The organism is Pseudomonas sp. BBP2017 (genome assembly GCF_003024385.1).
Taxonomy (GTDB): domain Bacteria; phylum Pseudomonadota; class Gammaproteobacteria; order Pseudomonadales; family Pseudomonadaceae; genus Aquipseudomonas.
This window is the reverse complement of the sequence record NZ_PVZN01000003.1, coordinates 104,471-124,817: the sequence shown is the minus strand read 5'-3', so window position 1 is coordinate 124,817 and position 20,347 is coordinate 104,471. Positions and strand designations below refer to the sequence as shown.

Annotated in this window: 23 protein-coding genes; 22 read left to right on the top strand and 1 reads right to left on the bottom strand. The window is 60.8% G+C overall.

The features are described 5' to 3' along the window. Nucleotides 1-118 precede the first annotated feature (118 nt). Entirely contained in the window at nucleotides 119-667 is a 549-nt protein-coding gene (locus tag C6382_RS06070; RefSeq protein ID WP_107023631.1) for a glycine zipper 2TM domain-containing protein, read from the top strand. A gap of 58 nt (nucleotides 668-725) precedes the next feature. On the opposite strand, the gene suhB is transcribed toward C6382_RS06070, so the two are convergent. Beyond that, nucleotides 726-1,544, bottom strand: coding sequence for an inositol-phosphate phosphatase (gene suhB / locus C6382_RS06065; protein WP_107023630.1), 819 nt, complete (start codon nucleotides 1,542-1,544; stop codon nucleotides 726-728). Nucleotides 1,545-1,689: 145 nt separating this feature from the next. Here suhB and trmJ point away from each other — a divergent pair, with 145 nt between their 5' ends. The 21 genes from trmJ (at nucleotide 1,690) to C6382_RS05960 (ending at nucleotide 20,346) form a co-directional block, all read left to right on the top strand. Then, nucleotides 1,690-2,463, top strand: a complete 774-nt coding sequence (gene trmJ, locus C6382_RS06060; RefSeq protein ID WP_107023629.1) for a tRNA (cytosine(32)/uridine(32)-2'-O)-methyltransferase TrmJ — start codon at nucleotides 1,690-1,692, stop codon at nucleotides 2,461-2,463. Next, the gene (gene cysE, locus C6382_RS06055) at nucleotides 2,464-3,246 is read left to right on the top strand and encodes a serine O-acetyltransferase (RefSeq protein ID WP_107023628.1); all 783 of its coding nucleotides are present in this window, start codon (nucleotides 2,464-2,466) and stop codon (nucleotides 3,244-3,246) included. 153 nt (nucleotides 3,247-3,399) lie between these two features. Beyond that, complete coding sequence (gene iscR / locus C6382_RS06050) at nucleotides 3,400-3,891, top strand: Fe-S cluster assembly transcriptional regulator IscR (RefSeq protein ID WP_107023627.1); 492 nt, start codon at nucleotides 3,400-3,402, stop codon at nucleotides 3,889-3,891. 42 nt (nucleotides 3,892-3,933) lie between these two features. Continuing rightward, nucleotides 3,934-5,148: an IscS subfamily cysteine desulfurase gene (locus tag C6382_RS06045; RefSeq protein WP_107023626.1), complete on the top strand. Its 1,215-nt coding sequence runs from the start codon at nucleotides 3,934-3,936 to the stop codon at nucleotides 5,146-5,148. A gap of 46 nt (nucleotides 5,149-5,194) precedes the next feature. Next, the gene (gene iscU / locus C6382_RS06040; RefSeq protein ID WP_002552476.1) at nucleotides 5,195-5,581 is read left to right on the top strand and encodes a Fe-S cluster assembly scaffold IscU; all 387 of its coding nucleotides are present in this window, start codon (nucleotides 5,195-5,197) and stop codon (nucleotides 5,579-5,581) included. Between the two features lie 28 nt (nucleotides 5,582-5,609). Further along, the gene (gene iscA, locus C6382_RS06035; protein ID WP_038614517.1) at nucleotides 5,610-5,933 is read left to right on the top strand and encodes an iron-sulfur cluster assembly protein IscA; all 324 of its coding nucleotides are present in this window, start codon (nucleotides 5,610-5,612) and stop codon (nucleotides 5,931-5,933) included. 8 nt (nucleotides 5,934-5,941) lie between these two features. Beyond that, the gene (gene hscB, locus C6382_RS06030; protein ID WP_107023625.1) at nucleotides 5,942-6,463 is read left to right on the top strand and encodes a co-chaperone HscB; all 522 of its coding nucleotides are present in this window, start codon (nucleotides 5,942-5,944) and stop codon (nucleotides 6,461-6,463) included. Nucleotides 6,464-6,505: 42 nt separating this feature from the next. After that, a complete protein-coding gene (gene hscA / locus C6382_RS06025) occupies nucleotides 6,506-8,368 on the top strand; it encodes a Fe-S protein assembly chaperone HscA (protein ID WP_107023624.1) in 1,863 nt (620 codons plus the stop codon). A 3-nt stretch (nucleotides 8,369-8,371) separates the two neighbouring features. Then, nucleotides 8,372-8,713 (top strand): ISC system 2Fe-2S type ferredoxin, encoded by a 342-nt coding sequence (gene fdx / locus C6382_RS06020; protein ID WP_107023623.1) that lies wholly within the window; start codon nucleotides 8,372-8,374, stop codon nucleotides 8,711-8,713. 12 nt (nucleotides 8,714-8,725) lie between these two features. Further along, nucleotides 8,726-8,926: a Fe-S cluster assembly protein IscX gene (gene iscX, locus C6382_RS06015; protein WP_028942766.1), complete on the top strand. Its 201-nt coding sequence runs from the start codon at nucleotides 8,726-8,728 to the stop codon at nucleotides 8,924-8,926. Nucleotides 8,927-9,017: 91 nt separating this feature from the next. Next, nucleotides 9,018-9,443: a nucleoside-diphosphate kinase gene (gene ndk, locus C6382_RS06010; protein ID WP_107023622.1), complete on the top strand. Its 426-nt coding sequence runs from the start codon at nucleotides 9,018-9,020 to the stop codon at nucleotides 9,441-9,443. Between the two features lie 28 nt (nucleotides 9,444-9,471). Further along, nucleotides 9,472-10,617 (top strand): 23S rRNA (adenine(2503)-C(2))-methyltransferase RlmN, encoded by a 1,146-nt coding sequence (gene rlmN / locus C6382_RS06005; protein WP_107023621.1) that lies wholly within the window; start codon nucleotides 9,472-9,474, stop codon nucleotides 10,615-10,617. Nucleotides 10,618-10,630: 13 nt separating this feature from the next. Continuing rightward, nucleotides 10,631-11,389 carry a type IV pilus biogenesis/stability protein PilW gene (gene pilW / locus C6382_RS06000; protein WP_107023620.1) on the top strand — a complete coding sequence of 253 codons (759 nt, stop codon included), beginning with the start codon at nucleotides 10,631-10,633 and terminating at the stop codon, nucleotides 11,387-11,389. Next, nucleotides 11,389-12,426: a RodZ family helix-turn-helix domain-containing protein gene (locus C6382_RS05995; RefSeq protein WP_107023619.1), complete on the top strand. Its 1,038-nt coding sequence runs from the start codon at nucleotides 11,389-11,391 to the stop codon at nucleotides 12,424-12,426. The genes pilW and C6382_RS05995 overlap by 1 nt, the downstream gene beginning before the upstream one ends. 3 nt (nucleotides 12,427-12,429) lie before the next feature. Further along, nucleotides 12,430-13,539: a flavodoxin-dependent (E)-4-hydroxy-3-methylbut-2-enyl-diphosphate synthase gene (ispG, locus tag C6382_RS05990; protein WP_038614506.1), complete on the top strand. Its 1,110-nt coding sequence runs from the start codon at nucleotides 12,430-12,432 to the stop codon at nucleotides 13,537-13,539. Nucleotides 13,540-13,563: 24 nt separating this feature from the next. Continuing rightward, nucleotides 13,564-14,853 (top strand): histidine--tRNA ligase, encoded by a 1,290-nt coding sequence (hisS, locus tag C6382_RS05985; RefSeq protein ID WP_107023618.1) that lies wholly within the window; start codon nucleotides 13,564-13,566, stop codon nucleotides 14,851-14,853. A gap of 39 nt (nucleotides 14,854-14,892) precedes the next feature. Further along, nucleotides 14,893-15,534, top strand: coding sequence for a tetratricopeptide repeat protein (locus C6382_RS05980; RefSeq protein WP_107023617.1), 642 nt, complete (start codon nucleotides 14,893-14,895; stop codon nucleotides 15,532-15,534). After that, nucleotides 15,527-16,678, top strand: a complete 1,152-nt coding sequence (gene bamB, locus C6382_RS05975; RefSeq protein ID WP_107023616.1) for an outer membrane protein assembly factor BamB — start codon at nucleotides 15,527-15,529, stop codon at nucleotides 16,676-16,678. The genes C6382_RS05980 and bamB overlap by 8 nt, the downstream gene beginning before the upstream one ends. A 116-nt stretch (nucleotides 16,679-16,794) precedes the next feature. After that, nucleotides 16,795-18,258 (top strand): ribosome biogenesis GTPase Der, encoded by a 1,464-nt coding sequence (gene der, locus C6382_RS05970; RefSeq protein WP_107023615.1) that lies wholly within the window; start codon nucleotides 16,795-16,797, stop codon nucleotides 18,256-18,258. 160 nt (nucleotides 18,259-18,418) lie between these two features. Further along, entirely contained in the window at nucleotides 18,419-19,567 is a 1,149-nt protein-coding gene (locus tag C6382_RS05965; protein ID WP_107023614.1) for a pyridoxal phosphate-dependent aminotransferase, read from the top strand. Beyond that, nucleotides 19,555-20,346, top strand: coding sequence for an amidohydrolase (locus tag C6382_RS05960; protein ID WP_107023613.1), 792 nt, complete (start codon nucleotides 19,555-19,557; stop codon nucleotides 20,344-20,346). Before C6382_RS05965 ends, C6382_RS05960 begins: the two co-directional genes overlap by 13 nt. Nucleotide 20,347 lies beyond the last annotated feature (1 nt).

Below are 20,347 nucleotides of genomic sequence, written 5' to 3'. Positions count from 1 at the left end.
GTTTTTTCCACGCTGTCCATCGTAGGCGAAGGCGCGAGTATTGAACTCGCGCCTTTTTTTATGCTCCAAGGCAGGGAGAAGGCGGGCAAAGTACCGCAGGCGCGATCAGGAGGTTCACGTGAACAAGTCAATGCTGGTGGGTGCGGTTCTGGGGGCTGTCGGAGTGACCGCCGGAGGTGCTGTAGCCACTTACAACCTGGTCAAGAGTGGGCCGGAGTACGCTGAAGTGCTGGCGGTGCAGCCGGTCAAGCAGACCGTCAAGACGCCGCGCGAAGTGTGCAAGGACGTGACCGTTACGCGTCAGGCGCCGGTCAAGGACCAGCATCAAATTACTGGTACCGTGCTCGGTGCTGTGGCAGGTGGCCTGCTGGGCAACCAGATCGGTGGTGGTACCGGTAAGAAGATTGCCACGGTGGCCGGTGCGGTCGGTGGTGGCTATGCCGGTAACAAGGTGCAGGAAGGTATGCAGGAGCGTGATACCTACACCACTACACAAACACGCTGCAATACCGTCAATGACCTGAGTGAGAAGGTGGTTGGCTATGACGTGAAGTACTCGATTGGCGACAAGGTCGGCCAGGTGCGTATGGATCGTGATCCGGGTGCGCAGATTCCGCTGGATAAAGAGGGCAAGCTGATCCTGGGTGAGGCCCAGCCAGCCCAGTAAGCTCCCGCAGCCATAAAAAAAGCACCCCGAAGGGTGCTTTTTTATGTTCGACCGACGCTTAGCGTTTGATCGAAGCCGGTAGGTGCGGCTGGATAGCGGTCAGTACGGCCTTGAAACACTTGATGTTGCCGGCAACGATATGACCCTTTTCAAGGAAGTCGTGGCCGCCGGTGAAGTCGCTCACCAGGCCGCCAGCTTCCTGGATCAGCAGGGCGCCTGCAGCCATGTCATATTCCGACAGGCCTGACTCCCAGAAGGCATCGAAGCGGCCGGCGGCGACGTAGGCCAGGTCCAGGCTGGCAGCGCCAGCGCGGCGGATGCCGGCGGTCTGGCCGACCAGGGCGCGGAACATGCCCAGGTAGTTGTCCAGGTCAGCCATCTGGTTGTCGCGGAACGGGAAGCCGGTACCCAGCAGAGCGCCTTCCAGGCTGGTGCGGGAGCTGACGCGCAGGCGACGACCGTTCAGTTGGGCGCCACGGCCACGGCTGGCGGTGAATTCTTCCTGGCGAACTGGGTCCAGAACCACGGCGTGCTCAAGGCGGCCACGGTATTTGCAGGCAATGCTGACAGCAAAGTGCGGAATGCCACGCAGGAAGTTGGTGGTGCCGTCCAGTGGGTCGATGATCCACAGGTAGTCCTTGCCTTCCTCGCCGGTGCCGGCGTGCAGGCCGGTTTCTTCGCCGTAGATGGAGTGGTTCGGGTAGGCCTTGCGCAGGGCATCAATGATTTTCTGCTCTGCGGCGCGATCGACTTCCGAGACGTAATCCTTGGCGTCTTTTTCATCAACCTTGATGGTATCCAGGCGCTCGATGGAGCGGAAAATCAATTCACTGGCGCTGCGGGCGGCGCGCAGCGCGATATTCAGCATGGGCTGCATGGACGTTTCACCTGGGTCGTTAAAGAAAGCCGAACATTCTAGCAGAAAACTTTGCGCGAAGAAGGGTGACATTTGCTTTCGTAGCGTAAAGCCGGTCTGTTCTGTAAGATTTGCTGTCTCTTTCCCGTGTCTGTGAGCGCTCGCCTTGCTGCAAAATATTCGTGTTGTTCTGGTCAATACCAGCCACCCCGGCAATATCGGCGGCGCTGCGCGTGCCATGAAAAACATGGGCTTGTCGCGCCTGGTGCTGGTCGACCCGCAGGATTTTCCGTCGCATGAGGCCGATGCCCGTGCGTCGGGTGCCGATGATGTGCTGGGCGGCGCCCAGGTGGTTGCCACCCTCGAAGAGGCGCTGGTCGGTTGCAGTCTGGTGTTTGGCACCAGTGCCCGCGAGCGCCGCATCCCTTGGCCGCTGGTTGACCCGCGCGAATGCGGCAGTAAAGTCATCGAGCATGCCGTGCAGGGTGAGGAGATCGCTTTGGTGTTTGGTCGTGAGTACGCCGGCCTGACTAATGAAGAGCTGCAGCGTTGCCATTTTCATGTGCACATTCCCTCCAATCCCGACTTCAGCTCGCTTAACCTGGGTGCCGCGGTGCAGGTACTGGCCTACGAAGTGCGCATGGCCTGGCTGGCCGCCGAAGGCCAGCCTTCGAAGGTGGAGAAGTTCGAAGTGACGTCGGTGCGCAGTAGCGAGCTGGCGACCATGGATGAGATGGAGCTGTTTTACGAGCATCTGGAAAAGACCCTGGTCGACATCGGTTTCCTCGACCCGGAAAAGCCCAAGCACCTGATGCCGCGTCTGCGCCGGCTGTATGGGCGCAGTTCGGTCAATCGTTCGGAAATGAGTATTTTGCGCGGCATTCTCACGGAAACCCAGAAAGTGGCCCGTGGCGAGCCGCATAAGCGCAAGGATCAATAAATGTTCGAGCGTCTGCGTGAAGATATCCAGAGCGTTTTCCACCGTGATCCGGCGGCGCGCAATGCCTTTGAAGTGCTGACCTGCTATCCGGGCATGCATGCGATCTGGCTGCACCGGGCGGCTCACGCGCTGTGGAAGCGTGACTGGAAGTGGCTGGCCCGGCTGGTATCGAACTTCGGACGCTGGATGACGGGTATCGAGATTCATCCGGGGGCCAAGGTGGGGCGGCGCTTCTTTATCGACCATGGCATGGGTATCGTTATCGGTGAAACGGCCGAGATTGGCGACGATGTCACGCTGTATCAGGGTGTGACCCTGGGTGGCACCAGCTGGAACAAAGGCAAGCGCCACCCGACGCTGGAGGATGGTGTTGTGGTCGGTGCTGGCGCCAAGGTGCTGGGACCGTTCACCGTTGGTGCCGGGGCCAAGATCGGCTCTAACGCAGTGGTTACCAAGGCGGTGCCGGCGGGCGCTACTGCGGTGGGTATTCCTGGGCGCATCATTGTCAAGTCCGACGCTGAGGTCGAAGCCAAGCGCAAGGCCATGGCCGAGAAAATTGGCTTTGATGCCTATGGTGTCAGCGAAGATATGCCGGATCCGGTGGCCCGCGCTATTGGTCAGTTGCTCGATCACCTGCAGGCGGTGGACGGGCGGCTGGAGGGCATGTGTGGTGCGCTGAAAAACCTTGGCAGTGACTACTGCGCCAAGGAGTTGCCAGTCCTGCGCGAGGAAGACTTCGCCCAGATCAAGGACGAAGCCCGCAGCGACGCGTCGACGCATTGACAGAAGGGGCGTGTGCAGGCGCCCCTTAGTTTGCTATCATTCGGCCGCCGTCTTGCGATAAACCCGACTAAAGCACTAGGTCTTATAGTTGACTTAAATGCTCGGGAATAGCATACTCGCTCCCATCCCGTAACCCCGTGGTACCTACTAGCCATGCGACTGACTACAAAAGGCCGATACGCCGTGACCGCCATGCTCGACCTGGCGTTGCACGCGCAGCATGGGCCGGTGTCTCTGGCCGACATTTCCGAGCGCCAAGGCATCTCCCTCTCTTATCTGGAGCAGCTGTTTGCAAAGCTGCGCCGCAGCAGCCTGGTTTCCAGCGTGCGCGGCCCTGGCGGCGGCTATCAGCTGTCGCGAAGCATGGAGAGCATTCAGGTCGCCCAGGTTATCGACGCGGTCAATGAATCGGTCGACGCCACGCGCTGCCAGGGTCTGGGTGATTGCCACGCTGGCGACACCTGCCTGACTCACCACTTGTGGTGTGACCTGAGCCAGCAGATTCACGAGTTTCTCAGCGGCATCAGCCTGGCTGACCTTGTTACTCGCCGTGAGGTACAAGAAGTCGCCCAGCGCCAGGATCTGCGTCGTTTTGCAGGCCGGGCACCGCAGTTGGAAAAGATTGAGACGTCCGCCGTCGAATGAGCATTTCGACGCGCGGCGCGACCGCCTGATAGGAGATATTCAATGAAGTTGCCGATCTACCTCGATTACTCCGCGACCACACCGGTCGACCCGCGTGTTGCCCAGAAGATGAGCGACTGCCTGCTGGTCGACGGAAACTTCGGTAACCCGGCGTCGCGCTCCCACGTCTTTGGCTGGAAAGCCGAAGAAGCGGTCGAGAACGCTCGCCGTCAGGTCGCTGACCTGGTCAATGCCGACCCGCGGGAAATTGTCTGGACCAGCGGTGCCACCGAGTCCGACAACCTGGCAATCAAGGGCGTCGCGCACTTCTACAGCACCAAGGGCAAGCACCTGATCACCTCCAAGATCGAGCACAAGGCTGTTCTGGACAGCACTCGTCAGCTGGAGCGTGAAGGCTTCGAAGTGACCTACATCGAGCCAGGCGCCGATGGCCTGATCACCCCGGCCATGGTTGAAGCTGCCCTGCGTGACGACACCATCCTCGTGTCAATCATGCATGTGAACAACGAAATCGGCACCATCAACGACATCGCCGCCATCGGCGAACTGACCCGCGCCCGCGGCGTCATGTTCCACGTTGACGCTGCTCAGTCGACCGGCAAGGTCGAAATCGACCTGCAAAAGCTGAAAGTCGACCTGATGTCGTTCTCCGCGCATAAAACCTACGGCCCTAAAGGTATCGGCGCGCTGTACGTCAGCCGCAAGCCTCGCGTGCGCCTGGAAGCCACCATGCACGGCGGCGGTCACGAGCGCGGCATGCGTTCGGGCACCCTGGCGACCCACCAGATCGTCGGCATGGGTGAAGCTTTCGCTATCGCCAAAGAGCTGATGGCCAGCGAGAACCTGCGCATCAAGGCCTTGAGCGACCGCTTCTACAAGCAGGTCGAAGGTCTGGAAGAGCTGTACATCAACGGCAGCATGACCGCGCGCATCCCGCACAACCTGAATCTGAGCTTCAACTACGTCGAAGGCGAGTCGCTGATCATGGCGCTCAAGGACCTGGCCGTTTCGTCCGGCTCGGCCTGTACTTCGGCTTCGCTTGAGCCGTCCTACGTGCTGCGCGCCCTGGGCCGCAACGACGAACTGGCACACAGCTCGATCCGCTTCACCTTCGGTCGTTTCACCACCGAAGAAGAAATCGACTACGCCGCGCAGAAAGTCTGCGAGGCCGTGACCAAGCTGCGCGAACTGTCGCCGCTGTGGGATATGTACAAAGACGGCGTCGACATCTCCAAGATCGAGTGGGCTGCGCACTAAGTAGTCGCCGGCAAGAGCGGCTCTCTGATGAGGAAGGAATTGCACCATGGCATACAGTGAAAAGGTCATCGACCACTACGAAAACCCGCGTAACGTCGGCAAGATGAATGCCGAGGACCCGGATGTCGGCACCGGCATGGTCGGCGCTCCGGCGTGCGGCGACGTAATGCGCCTGCAGATCAAGGTCAACGAGCAGGGCGTCATCGAAGATGCCAAGTTCAAGACCTATGGCTGTGGTTCGGCCATCGCCTCCAGCTCCCTGGCCACTGAGTGGATGAAGGGCAAGACCCTGGACGAAGCCGAAACCATCAAGAACACCCAGCTGGCCGAAGAACTGGCGCTGCCGCCAGTTAAAATTCACTGCTCGGTACTCGCCGAGGACGCCATCAAGGCGGCCGTACGCGATTACAAGCAGAAGAAAGGTTTGCTCTAAGTTCGCCTGTTGCAGGTAAGGAGTTTCGATGGCTATCAGCATGACAGAAGCCGCCGCCAACCATGTGCGGCGCTCCATTGATGGGCGCGGCAAAGGCGTTGGAATTCGCCTTGGCGTGCGCACCACCGGCTGCTCGGGCCTGGCCTATGTGCTGGAGTTCGTCGATGAGCTGGCCGACGAAGACCAGGTCTTCGAAAGCCATGGTCAGAAGGTGATCATCGATCCGAAAAGCCTGACGTACCTCGACGGCACTGAACTGGATTTCGTCAAGGAAGGGTTGAACGAAGGCTTCAAGTTCAACAACCCCAACGTGCGCGGTGAGTGTGGCTGCGGCGAAAGCTTCAACGTCTGAGGCTGCGCGTGGGTACTCCTTGTCATTTCGCCCTGTTTGACCTGCAACCTGGCTTCCGCCTGGATCTCGACAAGTTGGCCGTTCGCTATCGCGAGCTGGCCCGCGAGGTCCATCCGGATCGCTTCGCCGATGCCTCCGAACGTGAACAGCGCATTGCGCTGGAGCGCTCGGCTGCGTTGAACGAGGCCTACCAGACTCTCAAGAGCGCGCCCCGGCGTGCCCGCTACCTGTTGGCGATCGGCGGCCATGAAGTGCCGCAGGAAGTCACCGTCCATGATCCCGAGTTCCTGCTGCAGCAGATGCAGCTGCGCGAAGAACTTGAAGATCTGCAGGACAGTGCCGACCTCGATGGCGTTGCCACCTTCAAGCGCCGCTTGAAGATCGCGCAGGAAGCGCTCAACGAGGACTTCGCCGCCTGCTGGGATGTTGCTGCGCAGCGCGAGCAGGCCGAGCGCCTGATGCGCCGCATGCAGTTTCTCGACAAGCTCGCCTATGAAGTGCGCCAGCTGGAAGAGCGCCTCGACGATTAACCCGGCGCTGCCTCTGGCGGCGCCCCTGGTATTCAGATAAGCATGGCCCTACTGCAGATTGCCGAACCCGGTCAGAGTCCTCAGCCGCACCAGCGCCGCCTGGCGGTGGGTATTGACCTAGGTACCACCAACTCCCTGGTTGCCGCCCTGCGCAGCGGCCGTAGCGAGCCCCTGCCTGACGCTCAAGGCCGGGTCATCCTGCCTTCGGCGGTGCGTTATCACGCTGACCACATCGATGTCGGTCAGCCGGCGCGTGATGCCGCTTCCCGCGATCCGCTCAATACCGTGCTGTCGGTCAAGCGCCTGATGGGCCGTGGCCTGGCGGACGTCAAGCAGCTGGGTGAGCAACTGCCTTACCGCTTTGTCGGCGGTGAATCGCATATGCCGTTCATCGACACCATTCAGGGCCCGAAAAGCCCGGTGGAAGTTTCGGCCGATATCCTCAAGGTGCTGCGCCAGCGCGCCGAAGAGACTTTGGGGGGCGAGCTGGTTGGCGCAGTGATCACCGTGCCGGCGTATTTCGACGACGCCCAGCGTCAGGCCACCAAGGACGCCGCGCGTCTGGCCGGCCTGAACGTATTGCGCCTGCTCAACGAGCCGACCGCGGCCGCCGTGGCCTATGGCTTGGACCAGAACGCCGAAGGCGTGGTGGCTATCTATGACCTGGGTGGCGGAACCTTCGATATTTCGATTCTGCGTCTGACAGGCGGTGTCTTTGAAGTACTGGCTACCGGTGGCGACAGCGCCCTGGGTGGTGACGACTTCGACCACGCGATTGCCAGCTGGATCGTCGAGCAGGCCAGCCTGTCCTCGGACCTTGATCCGGGGGCTCAACGCCAGCTGCTGCAAACCGCTTGCGCGGCCAAGGAAGCCCTGACTGATGCCGATTCAGTCAATGTCGCCTACGGCAACTGGCAGGCTGAGCTGACCCGCAGCGCTTTTGATGCGCTGATCGAGCCGATGATCGCCCGTAGCCTCAAGGCCTGCCGTCGCGCTGTGCGTGACAGTGGCGTCGAGCTTGAAGAAGTCGGTGCCGTGGTCATGGTCGGTGGCTCGACCCGCGTGCCGCGCGTGCGTGAGGCTGTCGGTACCTTGTTTGGCCGTACCCCGTTGACCGAAATCGATCCGGATCAGGTGGTCGCCATCGGTGCCGCGATCCAGGCCGATACCCTGGCCGGCAATCGTCGCGATGGTGGCGAACTGCTTCTGCTTGATGTGATCCCGCTGTCCCTGGGGCTTGAAACCATGGGCGGGCTGATGGAAAAGGTGATTCCGCGCAACACCACCATTCCGGTCGCCCGTGCCCAGGAGTTCACCACCTATAAAGACGGCCAGTCGGCGATGATGATCCACGTGCTGCAAGGCGAGCGTGAGTTGATCAGTGACTGCCGTTCGTTGGCGCGCTTCGAGCTGCGTGGTATTCCGGCGATGGTGGCCGGTGCCGCGAAGATTCGTGTGACGTTCCAGGTCGATGCCGATGGTCTGCTCAGCGTTTCGGCGCGTGAACTGGGCTCGGGTGTCGAGTCGAGCATCCAGGTCAAACCGTCCTACGGCCTGACCGATGGCGAAATCGCGCGCATGCTCAAGGACTCCTTCGAGCATGCCGGTTTCGACAAGGTGGCCCGCCAGTTGCGTGAGCACCAGGTCGATGCCGAGCGTCTGCTTGAAGCGGTGCAGGGCGCCCTGGACGCCGATGGCGAGCGCCTGCTGGACGCCGAAGAGCGTCTGGCTATCGAACAACAAATGCAAGATTTGCGTGATTTGATCAACGGCACCGATGGCGCCGCCATCGAGCAGCAGACCAAGCGTCTGTCGCAGGTGACCGATGCCTTTGCCGCCCGTCGCCTTGATTCGACGGTAAAAGCCGCGTTGGCCGGGCGCAACCTGAATGAGATCGAGGAGTAACTGATGCCGCAGGTGATTTTTCTGCCTCACGAGAAGTTCTGCCCGGATGGCATGGTCGTGGAGGCCGAGACAGGTAAGTCCATTCTCGAAGTGGCGCATGACAACCACATCGAAATCGAAAGCGCCTGCGGCGGCGTCTGCGCCTGCACCACGTGCCACTGCGTCATCCGCGAAGGCTTCGACTCGCTCAATGAGGCCGACGAGCTGGAAGAGGACTATCTTGACCGTGCCTGGGGCCTGGAACCGACGTCGCGCCTGACCTGCCAGGCCAGGGTCGGCACCGAAGACCTGACGGTCGAGATTCCCAAGTACTCCCTCAACCACGCCGCCGAAGCGCCGCATTGATCTGGAGCTGACATGAGCCTGAAATGGGTTGATGTACTTGAAATTGCAATCCAGCTTGCCGAAAGCAAGCCGGAAGTCGATCCTCGTTATGTGAACTTCGTCGATCTGCACCAGTGGGTGCTGGCATTGCCGGAGTTCAGTGACGATCCGCAGCGTGGTGGCGAGAAGGTTCTCGAAGCCATCCAGGCGGCCTGGATCGAAGAAGCCGACTGAGCGCGCTCGGCAGGTTAGGCAATCCCCCGGAACCCGCGTATAATTCGCGGGTTTAATTTTTCGCTTCACTCAACGTTTCTGGAGTTTCACCATGGCTGTTCAACGTACTTTCTCGATCATCAAGCCTGACGCCGTTGCCAAGAATGTGATCGGCAAGATCACCACTCGCTTCGAAGACGCTGGCCTGAAAATCGTTGCTTCGAAAATCAAGCAGCTGTCCAAAGCCGAAGCCGAAGGCTTCTACGCCGAGCACAAAGAGCGCGGTTTCTTCGCTGACCTGGTTGCTTTCATGACCTCCGGTCCAGTTGTTGTTCAGGTTCTGGAAGGCGAAAACGCCATCGCTCTGAACCGTGAGCTGATGGGCGCTACCAACCCTAAAGAAGCTGCTCCTGGCACCATCCGCGCTGACTTCGCTGAATCCATCGACGCCAACGCCGTTCACGGTTCGGACTCCGAAGCCGCTGCCGCTCGCGAAATCGCTTACTTCTTCGCAGCTACCGAGGTAACCACTCGCTAAGCGAAAGCTTACGGGTGAGGGTGAATCCATGACGACATCGACTGGCAAAACTAACCTGTTGGGGCTGACCCAGCCGGAAATGGAAAAATTCTTCGACTCTATCGGGGAGAAGCGTTTCCGTGCCGGTCAGGTAATGAAATGGATTCACCACTTTGGCGTCGATGATTTCGATGCCATGACGAATGTCGGCAAGGCCTTGCGCGAAAAGCTCAAGGCGGTTGCCGAGATTCGCGGTCCGGAAGTGGTCAGCGAGGACATCTCCAGCGACGGCACCCGTAAATGGGTGGTGCGCGTGGCGTCCGGCAGCTGCGTCGAGACCGTGTACATCCCCCAGGGCAAGCGTGGCACTTTGTGTGTCTCGTCTCAGGCCGGTTGTGCCCTGGACTGCAGTTTCTGCTCCACCGGCAAGCAAGGATTCAACAGCAACCTCACCGCCGCCGAAGTCATCGGCCAGGTGTGGATTGCCAACAAATCGTTCGGCAGCATTCCCGCCACCATCGACCGCGCCATCACCAACGTGGTGATGATGGGCATGGGTGAGCCGCTGCTGAACTTCGACAACGTGGTCGCCGCCATGCATTTGATGATGGACGACCTCGGCTATGGCATTTCCAAGCGCCGGGTGACCCTGTCCACCTCCGGCGTGGTACCGATGATCGATGAGCTGGCCAAGCATATCGACGTCTCCCTGGCCCTGTCGCTGCACGCACCGAACGATGCGTTGCGCAACGAACTGGTGCCGATCAACAAGAAGTACCCGCTCAAGGTTCTGCTCGAGTCGTGCATGAACTACATGTCGCAACTCGGTGAAAAACGTGTATTGACCATCGAGTACACCCTGCTCAAGGACGTCAACGACAAGCTCGAACACGCTGTGGAGATGGCCGAGCTGCTCAAGAACGTGCCGTGCAAGATTAACCTGATCCCGTTCAATCCGTTCCCGCATTCCGGTTACGAGCGGCCGAGCAACAACGCCATCCGCCGTTTCCAGGACCACCTGCATCACGCCGGCTACAACGTGACGGTGCGCACCACCCGTGGTGAAGACATCGATGCCGCCTGTGGCCAGCTGGTTGGTCAGGTGATGGACCGCACCCGCCGTAGCGAGCGCTATATCGCCGTGCGTCAGTTGAACGCTGATGGCGACATGCAAGACAGCGCCGTTCGCAACTGAAGAGAGGAACGCCATGATCTTGCGCGTCGCGCTGTCGATTCTGTCGCTCGCCCTGCTTGCAGGCTGCGTGTCCGGCGGGAGTCCGGACACGCTGGCGACGCGCGAGGGGCGGGCGCAGGCCGGGCAGGCCTACGTGCAGTTGGGGCTGGGTTATTTGCAACAAGGTTTGACCGAGCAGGCCAAAGGGCCGCTGAAAAAAGCGCTTGATCTCGATAGCCAGGACGCCGCTGCAAACGGCGCCCTGGCTTTGGTGTATCAGGCCGAGGACGAGTCGGAACTGGCGCAGAAGCACTACCGCAAGGCCCTGGCCAGTCGCCCGGACGATACGCGGACCCGCAACAATTACGGCAGTTTCCTTTATGCTCGGGGGCAATACGCCCAAGCGCAGCAGATGTTTGCCCAAGCTGCGGCCGATACCCTGTATCCTGAGCGTTCACGAGTATTCGAGAGTCTCGGCCTGACCGCATTGCGGCTGGGCCAGCGCGACCAGGCGCAGGAATACCTGGTAAAAGCTTTACGGCTCAACCAGCAGCAACCACGCGCGTTGCTGGAAATGGCTGAGTTGTCTTACGAAGACAGGCATTATGTGCCGGCCCGTGACTACTACGATCGTTTCAGCCAGCTGAGCGACCACAGTGCCCGCAGTTTGCTGCTGGGCAGTCGCCTGGCCAGCGTCTTCGAAGAGCGGAACAAGGCCACCGATCTGGGCCTGCAATTACAACGACTTTATCCCGGTACGCCGGAATATCAGCAATACCTGTCGGAGCAATGATGAAAGCGGCGCATCCCGAAGTAGCAGCAGCGACTCGCGAGAATCCAGGTGAGACTCTGCGTCAGGCCCGTGAGAACAGGGGCTGGTCGCAAGCCGAAGTGGCTCTCAAGCTGAACCTGACCGTGAGTTCCTTGAACAACCTTGAAACCGGCGCCTTCGACAAGCTGCCCGGGCACACCTTTGCCCGCGGCTACATCCGTGCCTATGCCAAGCTGCTGGACATGGATCAGGCCACGCTGGTGCAAGCTTTTGACCAGTGTACCGGTACCGACGCCCAGGGCAGCGACGTGCACGCGCTGGGTCGAATTGAAGAGCCGGTGCGGCTGTCGCACAACATTCTGCGCGTCGTCAGCCTGTTGCTGTTGGTGGTGGTGATTGGTGGTGGTTTCTTCTGGTGGCAGGACCAGAGCAGCCAGAGCAGCAAGGACCTGGTCAACATGGCCCTGGAACATGTCGAGGTCGAAAGCGCCGACGGCACTACCCAGATTCATCCGCTGGACGAGCCGGAAGACCAAGCGGTCAGCGCCGCCCAGCAACCGGAAAGCACCCCGCTGAGCCTGGAGCAGGCCCCGGCGACCACTGAGCAGACTGAAACTGCACCCGCGCCGCAAGCACCGGCCAGCACCCCGGCTGCTCCAGTGGCACCGGCTGTCAGCACGCCTGTTGCCCCCGTCGCTGCACCAGCCGCTCCAGCAGCGGCGGCGACCGCGCCTGCTCCGGTAGCTCCTGTCGCCCCAGTGGTGGTTGCGACTGCGGCGGCCGCTACGCCGGCACCAACGGCCCCGGCGCCTGCCGGCAGCGGCAAGTTGCATCTGCAATTCACCGCCGATTGCTGGACCTCGGTCACCGACGGCAATGGCAAGGTGCTGTTCAGCGCCATCAAGCGCAAAGGCGACAGCCTGGACCTGACCGGCAAACCGCCGTTTGCGGTACGCCTGGGCTTTGCCCGGGGCGTGCAGGTCAGCTACAACGGCCAGCCTGTTGACGTTGCGCCGTTCACCAGTGGCGAGACTGCTCGCCTGAAGTTGGGACAATAAGTCATGCACGGCGAATCACCGATCAAACGTCGCGAATCGCGAAAAATCTGGGTAGGTAATGTTCCTGTCGGCGGCGATGCCCCCATCGCCGTGCAGAGCATGACCAACACCGACACCAACGATGTCGCCGCCACCGTGGCACAGATCAACCGCCTGGTTGATGCCGGTGTCGATATCGTTCGTGTTTCGGTACCGGACATGGACGCGGCCGAAGCCTTTGGCCGGATCAAGCAGCAGGTCAGCGTGCCGCTGGTCGCCGATATTCACTTCGACTACCGCATTGCATTGCGCGTGGCCGAGCTGGGTGTCGACTGCCTGCGAATCAACCCGGGCAACATCGGTCGTGAAGACCGCGTGCGTGCAGTTGTCGACGCTGCCCGTGACCGCGGCATCCCGATCCGTATCGGCGTCAACGCCGGTTCTCTGGAAAAGGACCTGCAGAAAAAGTACGGCGAACCGACCCCGGCGGCGCTGGTCGAGTCGGCCATGCGCCACGTCGAGCACCTCGATCGCCTGGATTTCCAGGACTTCAAGGTCAGTGTCAAGGCTTCCGACGTGTTCATGGCCGTTGAAGCCTATCGGCTGCTGGCCAAGCAGATCATCCAGCCGCTGCACCTGGGTATCACCGAAGCCGGTGGCCTGCGCTCGGGCACGGTGAAATCCGCAGTTGGCCTCGGTATGCTGCTTGCCGAAGGGATTGGCGATACTATTCGCATCTCCCTGGCGGCAGACCCGGTTGAGGAAGTAAAAGTCGGTTACGACATCCTCAAGTCCCTGCACCTGCGTTCGCGTGGTATCAACTTCATCGCCTGCCCGAGCTGCTCGCGGCAGAATTTCGATGTGGTCAAGACCATGAACGAGCTGGAAGGGCGCCTGGAAGACCTGCTGGTACCGATGGACGTGGCCGTGATCGGCTGCGTGGTCAATGGCCCAGGTGAAGCCAAGGAGGCCCATGTGGGGCTGACCGGCGGTACGCCGAACCTGATCTACATCGATGGCAAGCCTGCGCAGAAGCTGACCAATGACAACCTGGTCGATGAGCTGGAAAGACTCATCCGCCAGAAAGCGGCCGAAAAGGCCGAGGCCGACGCAGCGTTGATCGCCCGTGGCTGATACCCAGATTCGTAAGGATTTTCCGTGAGCAAATCGCTGCAAGCCATCCGTGGCATGAACGACATCCTGCCTGAGCAGACACCGCTGTGGCGCTACTTCGAGAGCACCGTCGCCGGCCTGCTGGACACCTACGGCTATCGTCAGATCCGCACGCCGATCGTCGAGTTCACCGAGCTGTTCAAGCGCTCGATCGGTGAAGTGACCGACATCGTCGAAAAAGAGATGTATACCTTCGCCGACCGCAATGGTGACTCCCTGACCCTGCGTCCGGAAGGCACTGCGGCCTGCGTGCGTGCAGTGCTTGAGCACGGCATCAGCGGCGGTGGCCAGGTGCAGAAACTCTGGTACATCGGCCAGATGTTCCGTCACGAGCGCCCGCAAAAAGGTCGTTATCGCCAGTTCAACCAGATCGGCGTCGAAGTCTTCAACCTCGACGGCCCGGACATCGACGCCGAGTTGATCGTGCTCACCTGGCGCCTGTGGGGCCTGTTGGGCATCCGTGACGCGGTCAAACTTGAGCTCAACAGCCTGGGTACCAGTGAAGCCCGTGCCCGCTACCGTGATGCGCTGGTCGAGTTCCTCTCGGCGCGTCTGGAACAGCTGGACGAAGACAGCCAGCGTCGCTTGAAAACCAACCCGCTGCGCATCCTCGACAGCAAGGACGCCAACACCCAGGCGGTACTGGTTGGTGCGCCGAAGCTCGAAGACTACCTGGACGAAGAGTCGCGGGTACATTTCGATGGCCTCAAGGCACGTCTGGATGCCGCCGGTATCCCGTTCGTGATCAACACCAAGCTGGTGCGTGGCCTGGACTACTACAGCAAGACCGTGTTCGAGTGGGTCACCGACAAGCTCGGCTCCCAGGGCACTGTCTGCGCTGGTGGCCGCTACGACGGCCTGGTTGAGCAGATGGGCGGCAAGCCAACCCCGGGCGTTGGTTTCGCCATGGGTATCGAGCGCCTGATCTTGTTGCTCGAAACCCTGGAACAGGTGCCCGAGTCGATCAACCGTCAGATCGATGTCTACCTGTGCGCCTTCGGTGAGCAGGCAGAGCTGGCGGGCCTGGCCCTGACCGAACGTCTGCGTGATCGCCTGCCGAACCTGCGCTTGCAGGTCAATGCCGGTGCCGGCAGCTTCAAGAGTCAGTTCAAGAAGGCCGACAAGAGCAACGCGCTGTTCGCCTTGATCCTGGGGGACGACGAACTGGCGCAACAAGTGGTAGGTTTCAAACCCCTGCGTGGCCAGGGCGAACAACAAAACATTGCCTGGGATGCTCTGGCAGAGCACCTGGAAGCTTCCCTCGCGCAGGCGTGAAGCGGGTCAACAGCCGATTTGGTGAAAAGGAGTATTGGGGTGTCGAGTACCGATGATGAACAGCTGGCGGCATTCAAGGACTGGTGGCAGCGTAATGGCAAGCCACTGGTAACCGGCGGCCTGCTGGCACTGGTGATAGTGTTCGGCTGGCAAGCCTTCCAGAAGTACCAGAGCAACCAGTCGCAAGGCGCCTCGAACCTTTATCAGGCCCTGCTGGAAACCACCCTGACGCCAAGCGGCGAGCCGGACGCGGCTAAAGTTGCCGAACTGGCCGGCAAACTCAAGAACGAGTTTGGCGGTAGCGCCTATGCCCAGTATGGCAGCCTGTTCGTGGCCAAGGTCGCGGTCGAGGCCGGCAAGCTTGATGACGCCGCTGCTGAGCTCAAGTCGGTTGTAGACAAGCCGGCTGACGCTACGCTGGGCGAAATCGCCCGTCAGCGTCTGGCCCGTGTCCTGGCTGCCCAGAACAAGGTTGAAGAAGCGCTGAAGCTGCTGGAAGGCGACGCCGACAAGGCGTTCCTGGCCAGCCGTGAAGAGCTCAAGGGCGACCTGCTGGTACAGCTGGGTCGTGCTGCTGATGCCCATGCCGCTTACGAAAAGGCCAAGGCCGCGCTGTCTGACGACGCCGCGATCGGTGGTTTGCAACTCAAGCTCGACGACCTGGCCAAAGGGGATGCGTGACGTGATCGGTTGGAAACATGCAGCAGTGCTGACCCTGGCCATTCTGGCCGCGGGTTGCAGCAGCAACAGCAAAAAGGAATTGCCGCCGGCCGAGCTGACCAAGTTCACCGAAGAGGTGGTCCTGAAGAAGCAATGGAGCCGTTCGATCGGTGACGGTCAGGGCGAATCCTTCAACATGTTGGTTCCGGCGATCGAGAACGATCGTATCTACGCCGCCGATGTGACCGGCGTGGTGATGGCCATGGATCGCAATACCGGCGACGTGGCCTGGAAAAAGGACCTTGAACTGCCTGTCTCCGGTGCCGTTGGCGTCGGTTACGGCATGGTCATGCTCGGTACGCTGCGCGGCGAAGTGATCGCCCTGGATGCCAGCACCGGTGAACAGCGCTGGCGTTCGCGCGTTACCAGTGAAGTGCTGGCGCCGCCTGCCACCAACGGTGATGTGGTGGTCGTGCAAACCCAGGACGACCGTGTGATCGGCCTGGATGCCAGCACCGGTGATCGCCGTTGGATCTACGAAAGCACTCCAGCGGTACTGACCCTGCGTGGTACCGGTGCGCCGATCGTGACCAATCGCCTGGCTGTCGCAGGCCTGTCGACCGGTAAGGTCATCGCCCTGGATACCCGCAACGGTGTGCCGGTCTGGGAGCAGCGTGTGGCTATCCCGCAAGGTCGCTCGGAGCTTGACCGCGTTGTCGATATCGACGGTGGCCTGCTGCTGTCTGGCGGTACCTTGTACGTGACCAGCTACCAGGGTCGGGTTGCCGGTCTGGATCTGGAAAGCGGCCGGGTGTTGTGGCAGCGTGATGCTTCCAGCTACACCGGCGTGGCTCAGGGCTTCGGTAACGTCTACGTGAGCCTGGCTTCGGGTACCGTGGAAGGCATCGACGAGCGCTCATCAAGCGCCTTGTGGAGCAACGATTCGCTGGCACGCCGCCAGTTGTCGGCGCCGGAAGTGTTCTCCAGCTATGTAGCAGTAGGTGACCTGGAAGGCTACCTGCACCTGCTCAGCCAGGTCGACGGTCGCTTCGTCGGTCGTGAGCGTATCGACAGCGATGGCCTGCGCGCCCGTCCGCTGGTGGTGGGTGACACCATCTATGTGTACGGCAACAGCGGCAAGCTCGAGGCGCTGACCATCCGCTGAGGCTATGCTTGAGGCCGTACAGGCCTCGGGCTGCGGCACTTCGGGTGCCGCCCGAACTCCGGCCGCTGCAGTGCAGCGGCCTTTGTATTTTCTGAATTTATGCAGTGGAGAGCCGCATGGTTCCCGTAATCGCCCTGGTGGGCCGACCGAACGTCGGTAAATCCACCATGTTCAACCGCCTGACCAGGACCCGTGACGCTATCGTCGGCGACCTGTCCGGGCTGACCCGTGACCGTCAGTACGGTGAAGCGCGCTGGCAAGGCCGCTCGTACATCCTGGTCGACACCGGTGGTATTTCCGGTGACGAACAAGGCATGGACGAGAAAATGGCCGAGCAGTCGCTGCTGGCCATCGAAGAAGCCGACGTGGTGTTGTTCCTCGTTGATGCCCGTGCCGGCCTGACCGCCGCCGACCAGATGATTTCCGAGCACCTGCGCAAGCGCAACAAGCGCTCGTTCCTGGTGGCGAACAAAATCGACAACATCGATCCGCAGATTGCCGTCGCCGAGTTCTCGCCGTTGGGCATGGGTAACGCCATTGGCGTGGCCGGCGCTCAGGGCCGTGGCGTCAACAACCTGCTGGAGGCCGTACTCAGCGACTTCCCGCGCGACAACGACGAGGAAGAGATCGATACCGACGTCGCCGAAGGCGAGGAAGCGGTACGTATTCCTGGCCCGAGCGAAAAAGACGGGATCAAGATCGCCATCATCGGCCGGCCGAACGTCGGCAAGTCGACCCTGGTCAACCGCATGCTCGGTGAAGAGCGGGTTATCGTCTATGACCAGCCGGGCACCACGCGTGACAGTATCTATATTCCCTTCGAGCGTAATGAAGAGAAGTACACCCTGATCGACACTGCCGGGGTGCGCAAGCGCGGCAAGATCCACGAAGAAGTCGAGAAGTTCTCCGTGGTCAAAACCCTGCAGGCGATCAAGGATGCCAACGTGGTCATCTTCGTCATGGATGCCCGCGAAGGCGTGGTTGACCATGACCTGAACCTGCTGGGCTTTGCCCTGGAAGCCGGTCGCGCCATTGTCATCGCCCTGAACAAGTGGGATGGCATGCAGCCGGGCGAACGTGACTATGTGAAGACCGAGCTGGAGCGTCGGCTGTTCTTCGTCGACTTCGCCGACATCCACTTCATTTCGGCGCTGCACGGCACTGGCGTGGGCAACCTGTACCAGTCGGTGCAGAACTCCTTCAAGTCGGCGGTCACCCGCTGGCCGACCAGCCGCCTGACCCAGATCCTCGAAGACGCGGTCAGCGATCACCAGCCGCCGATGGTCAACGGTCGCCGGATCAAGCTGCGCTACGCCCACCTCGGTGGTGCCAACCCGCCGATCATCGTGATCCACGGCAACCAGGTCGAGAAGGTACCCAAGTCCTACTCGCGCTATCTGGAAAACACTTATCGCCGGGTGCTCAAGCTGGTCGGTACGCCGATCCGTATCGAGTACAAGGGCAGCGACAACCCGTACGAAGGCAACAAGAACACCTTGACTGACCGCCAGGTCAACAAGAAGCGTCGCTTGATGTCGCACCACAAGAAAGCCGAGAAGAAGCGCAAGGACAAGCGTTAAACACATCGCGGGGCAAGCCCGCTCCCACAAGGTGAGCTGAGCCTGTGGGAGCGGGCTTGCCCCGCGATAGGCCTGCGACGGTCACAACCTTTTTCCTGACCACTCAATCCGCTATGCTCGGTCTCTGACCGCCGGATTGTTCAGCAGGAAAGAGGGCTTCATGATCAGTAGCAAGTTGCCGAACGTCGGCACGACCATCTTTACCACCATGTCCCAGCTCGCCGTGCAAACCGGCGCCTTGAACCTGTCCCAGGGTTTTCCCGATTTCAACGGTCCCCAGGCCCTGCTCGATGCGGTAGGCCGGCATGTCAATGCCGGACACAACCAGTATTGCCCGATGACCGGTTTGCCTGCGTTGCGCCAGCAGGTCGCGACCAAGATCGCCCGTAGTTATGGCGTCAGTGTCGATGCCGAGACGGAGATCACTATTACCCCGGGCGCCACTGAAGCGATCTTTTGTGCCATCCATGCCGTTATTCGTGGCGGTGATGAAGTGATTGTCTTCGACCCGTGCTACGACAGCTACGAGCCTTCGGTCGAACTGGCTGGTGGACGGTGCGTGCATGTGCAGCTCACCGATGGCCAATTTGCCATTGACTGGCAGAAGCTCACCGACGCCCTGAGCCCGCGTACACGGATGATCATCCTCAACTCGCCGCATAACCCCAGCGGCGCGCTGATCAGCCGCGATGACCTGGAAAAACTGGCGCTGTTGATCGCCGACCGCGATATCTACCTGATCAGTGACGAGGTCTACGAACACCTGGTGTTCGATGGCGTGCAGCATGCCAGTGTGCTGGCCGTAGAAGCGCTGTACCAGCGGGCCTTTGTTGTCAGCTCGTTCGGCAAGACCTATCACGTTACTGGCTGGAAGACCGGTTATGTGGTCGCCCCGCCAGCGTTGAGCGCTGAGCTGCGCAAGGTTCATCAGTACGTCAACTTCTGTGGCGTGACCCCGCTGCAATGGGCGCTGGCCGATTTCATGGCTGAGCATCCAGAGCACGTCGAAGAACTCCCGGCCTTCTACCAGGCCAAGCGCGACCTGTTCTGCGATCTGCTGGCCACATCGCGCTTCCAGTTCACCCGCACCGCCGGTACGTACTTCCAGCTGGTTGACTATTCAGCCATCCGCCCGGACCTGAACGACGTCGAGATGTCTCTGTGGCTCACCCGTGAACACGGGGTGGCGACCATCCCGGTATCGGTGTTCTACCAGCAAGCCATTCCTGAGCAGCACCTGGTGCGCCTGTGTTTTGCCAAACGCGAGGAGACGCTGCGTCAGGCAGCGGAGAAATTATGCGCGATCTGAGTGCTCTGCCTAACCTGAAAGTCGCCCTGGTGCAGACAACCCTGGCCTGGCAGGACCGCCTGGCCAACTACGAGCATTTCGATAGTTTGTTGGAGCAGGCCCGTGGCGCCGATCTGATCATCCTGCCGGAAATGTTCACCACCGGTTTCTCCATGGATTCCGAGCGCCTGGCCGAGCCGGAAAACGGCCCGACCTACAAGTGGCTCAAGAACCAGGCGAAAAAGCTCGATGCCGTGATCACTGGCAGTGTGATCATCCAGGCCGCCGATGGCAGTCACCGCAATCGCCTGCTGTGGGCGCGACCGGACGGCGAGATCCTGTTCTACGACAAGCGCCATCTGTTCCGTATGGCTGGCGAGCATAAGCACTACACCCCGGGTGAGCGTCAGGTGCAGTTCGAGGTCAAGGGCTGGCGGGTGCGCACGCTGATCTGCTACGACCTGCGCTTCCCGGTGTGGAGCCGCGATGCGCAAGACACCGACCTGTTGCTGTATACCGCCAACTGGCCGGCAGCGCGGCGCCAGCACTGGAACCGTTTGTTGCCAGCACGGGGCATCGAAAACCTGTGTTATGTGGCGGCAGTGAACCGGGTTGGCACAGACGGCAAGGGCTTTGCCTATTCTGGCGACAGCCAGGTGCTGGACTTTCAGGGGGAGAGTCTGCTTAGCGCGGGGGAGGCAGATGGGGTCTTTACCGTGATACTCAATGCCGCAGACCTGGCAGCCTATCGCACGCGTTTTCCGGCCAATCTGGATGCTGACACGTTCGATCTGCATTGAC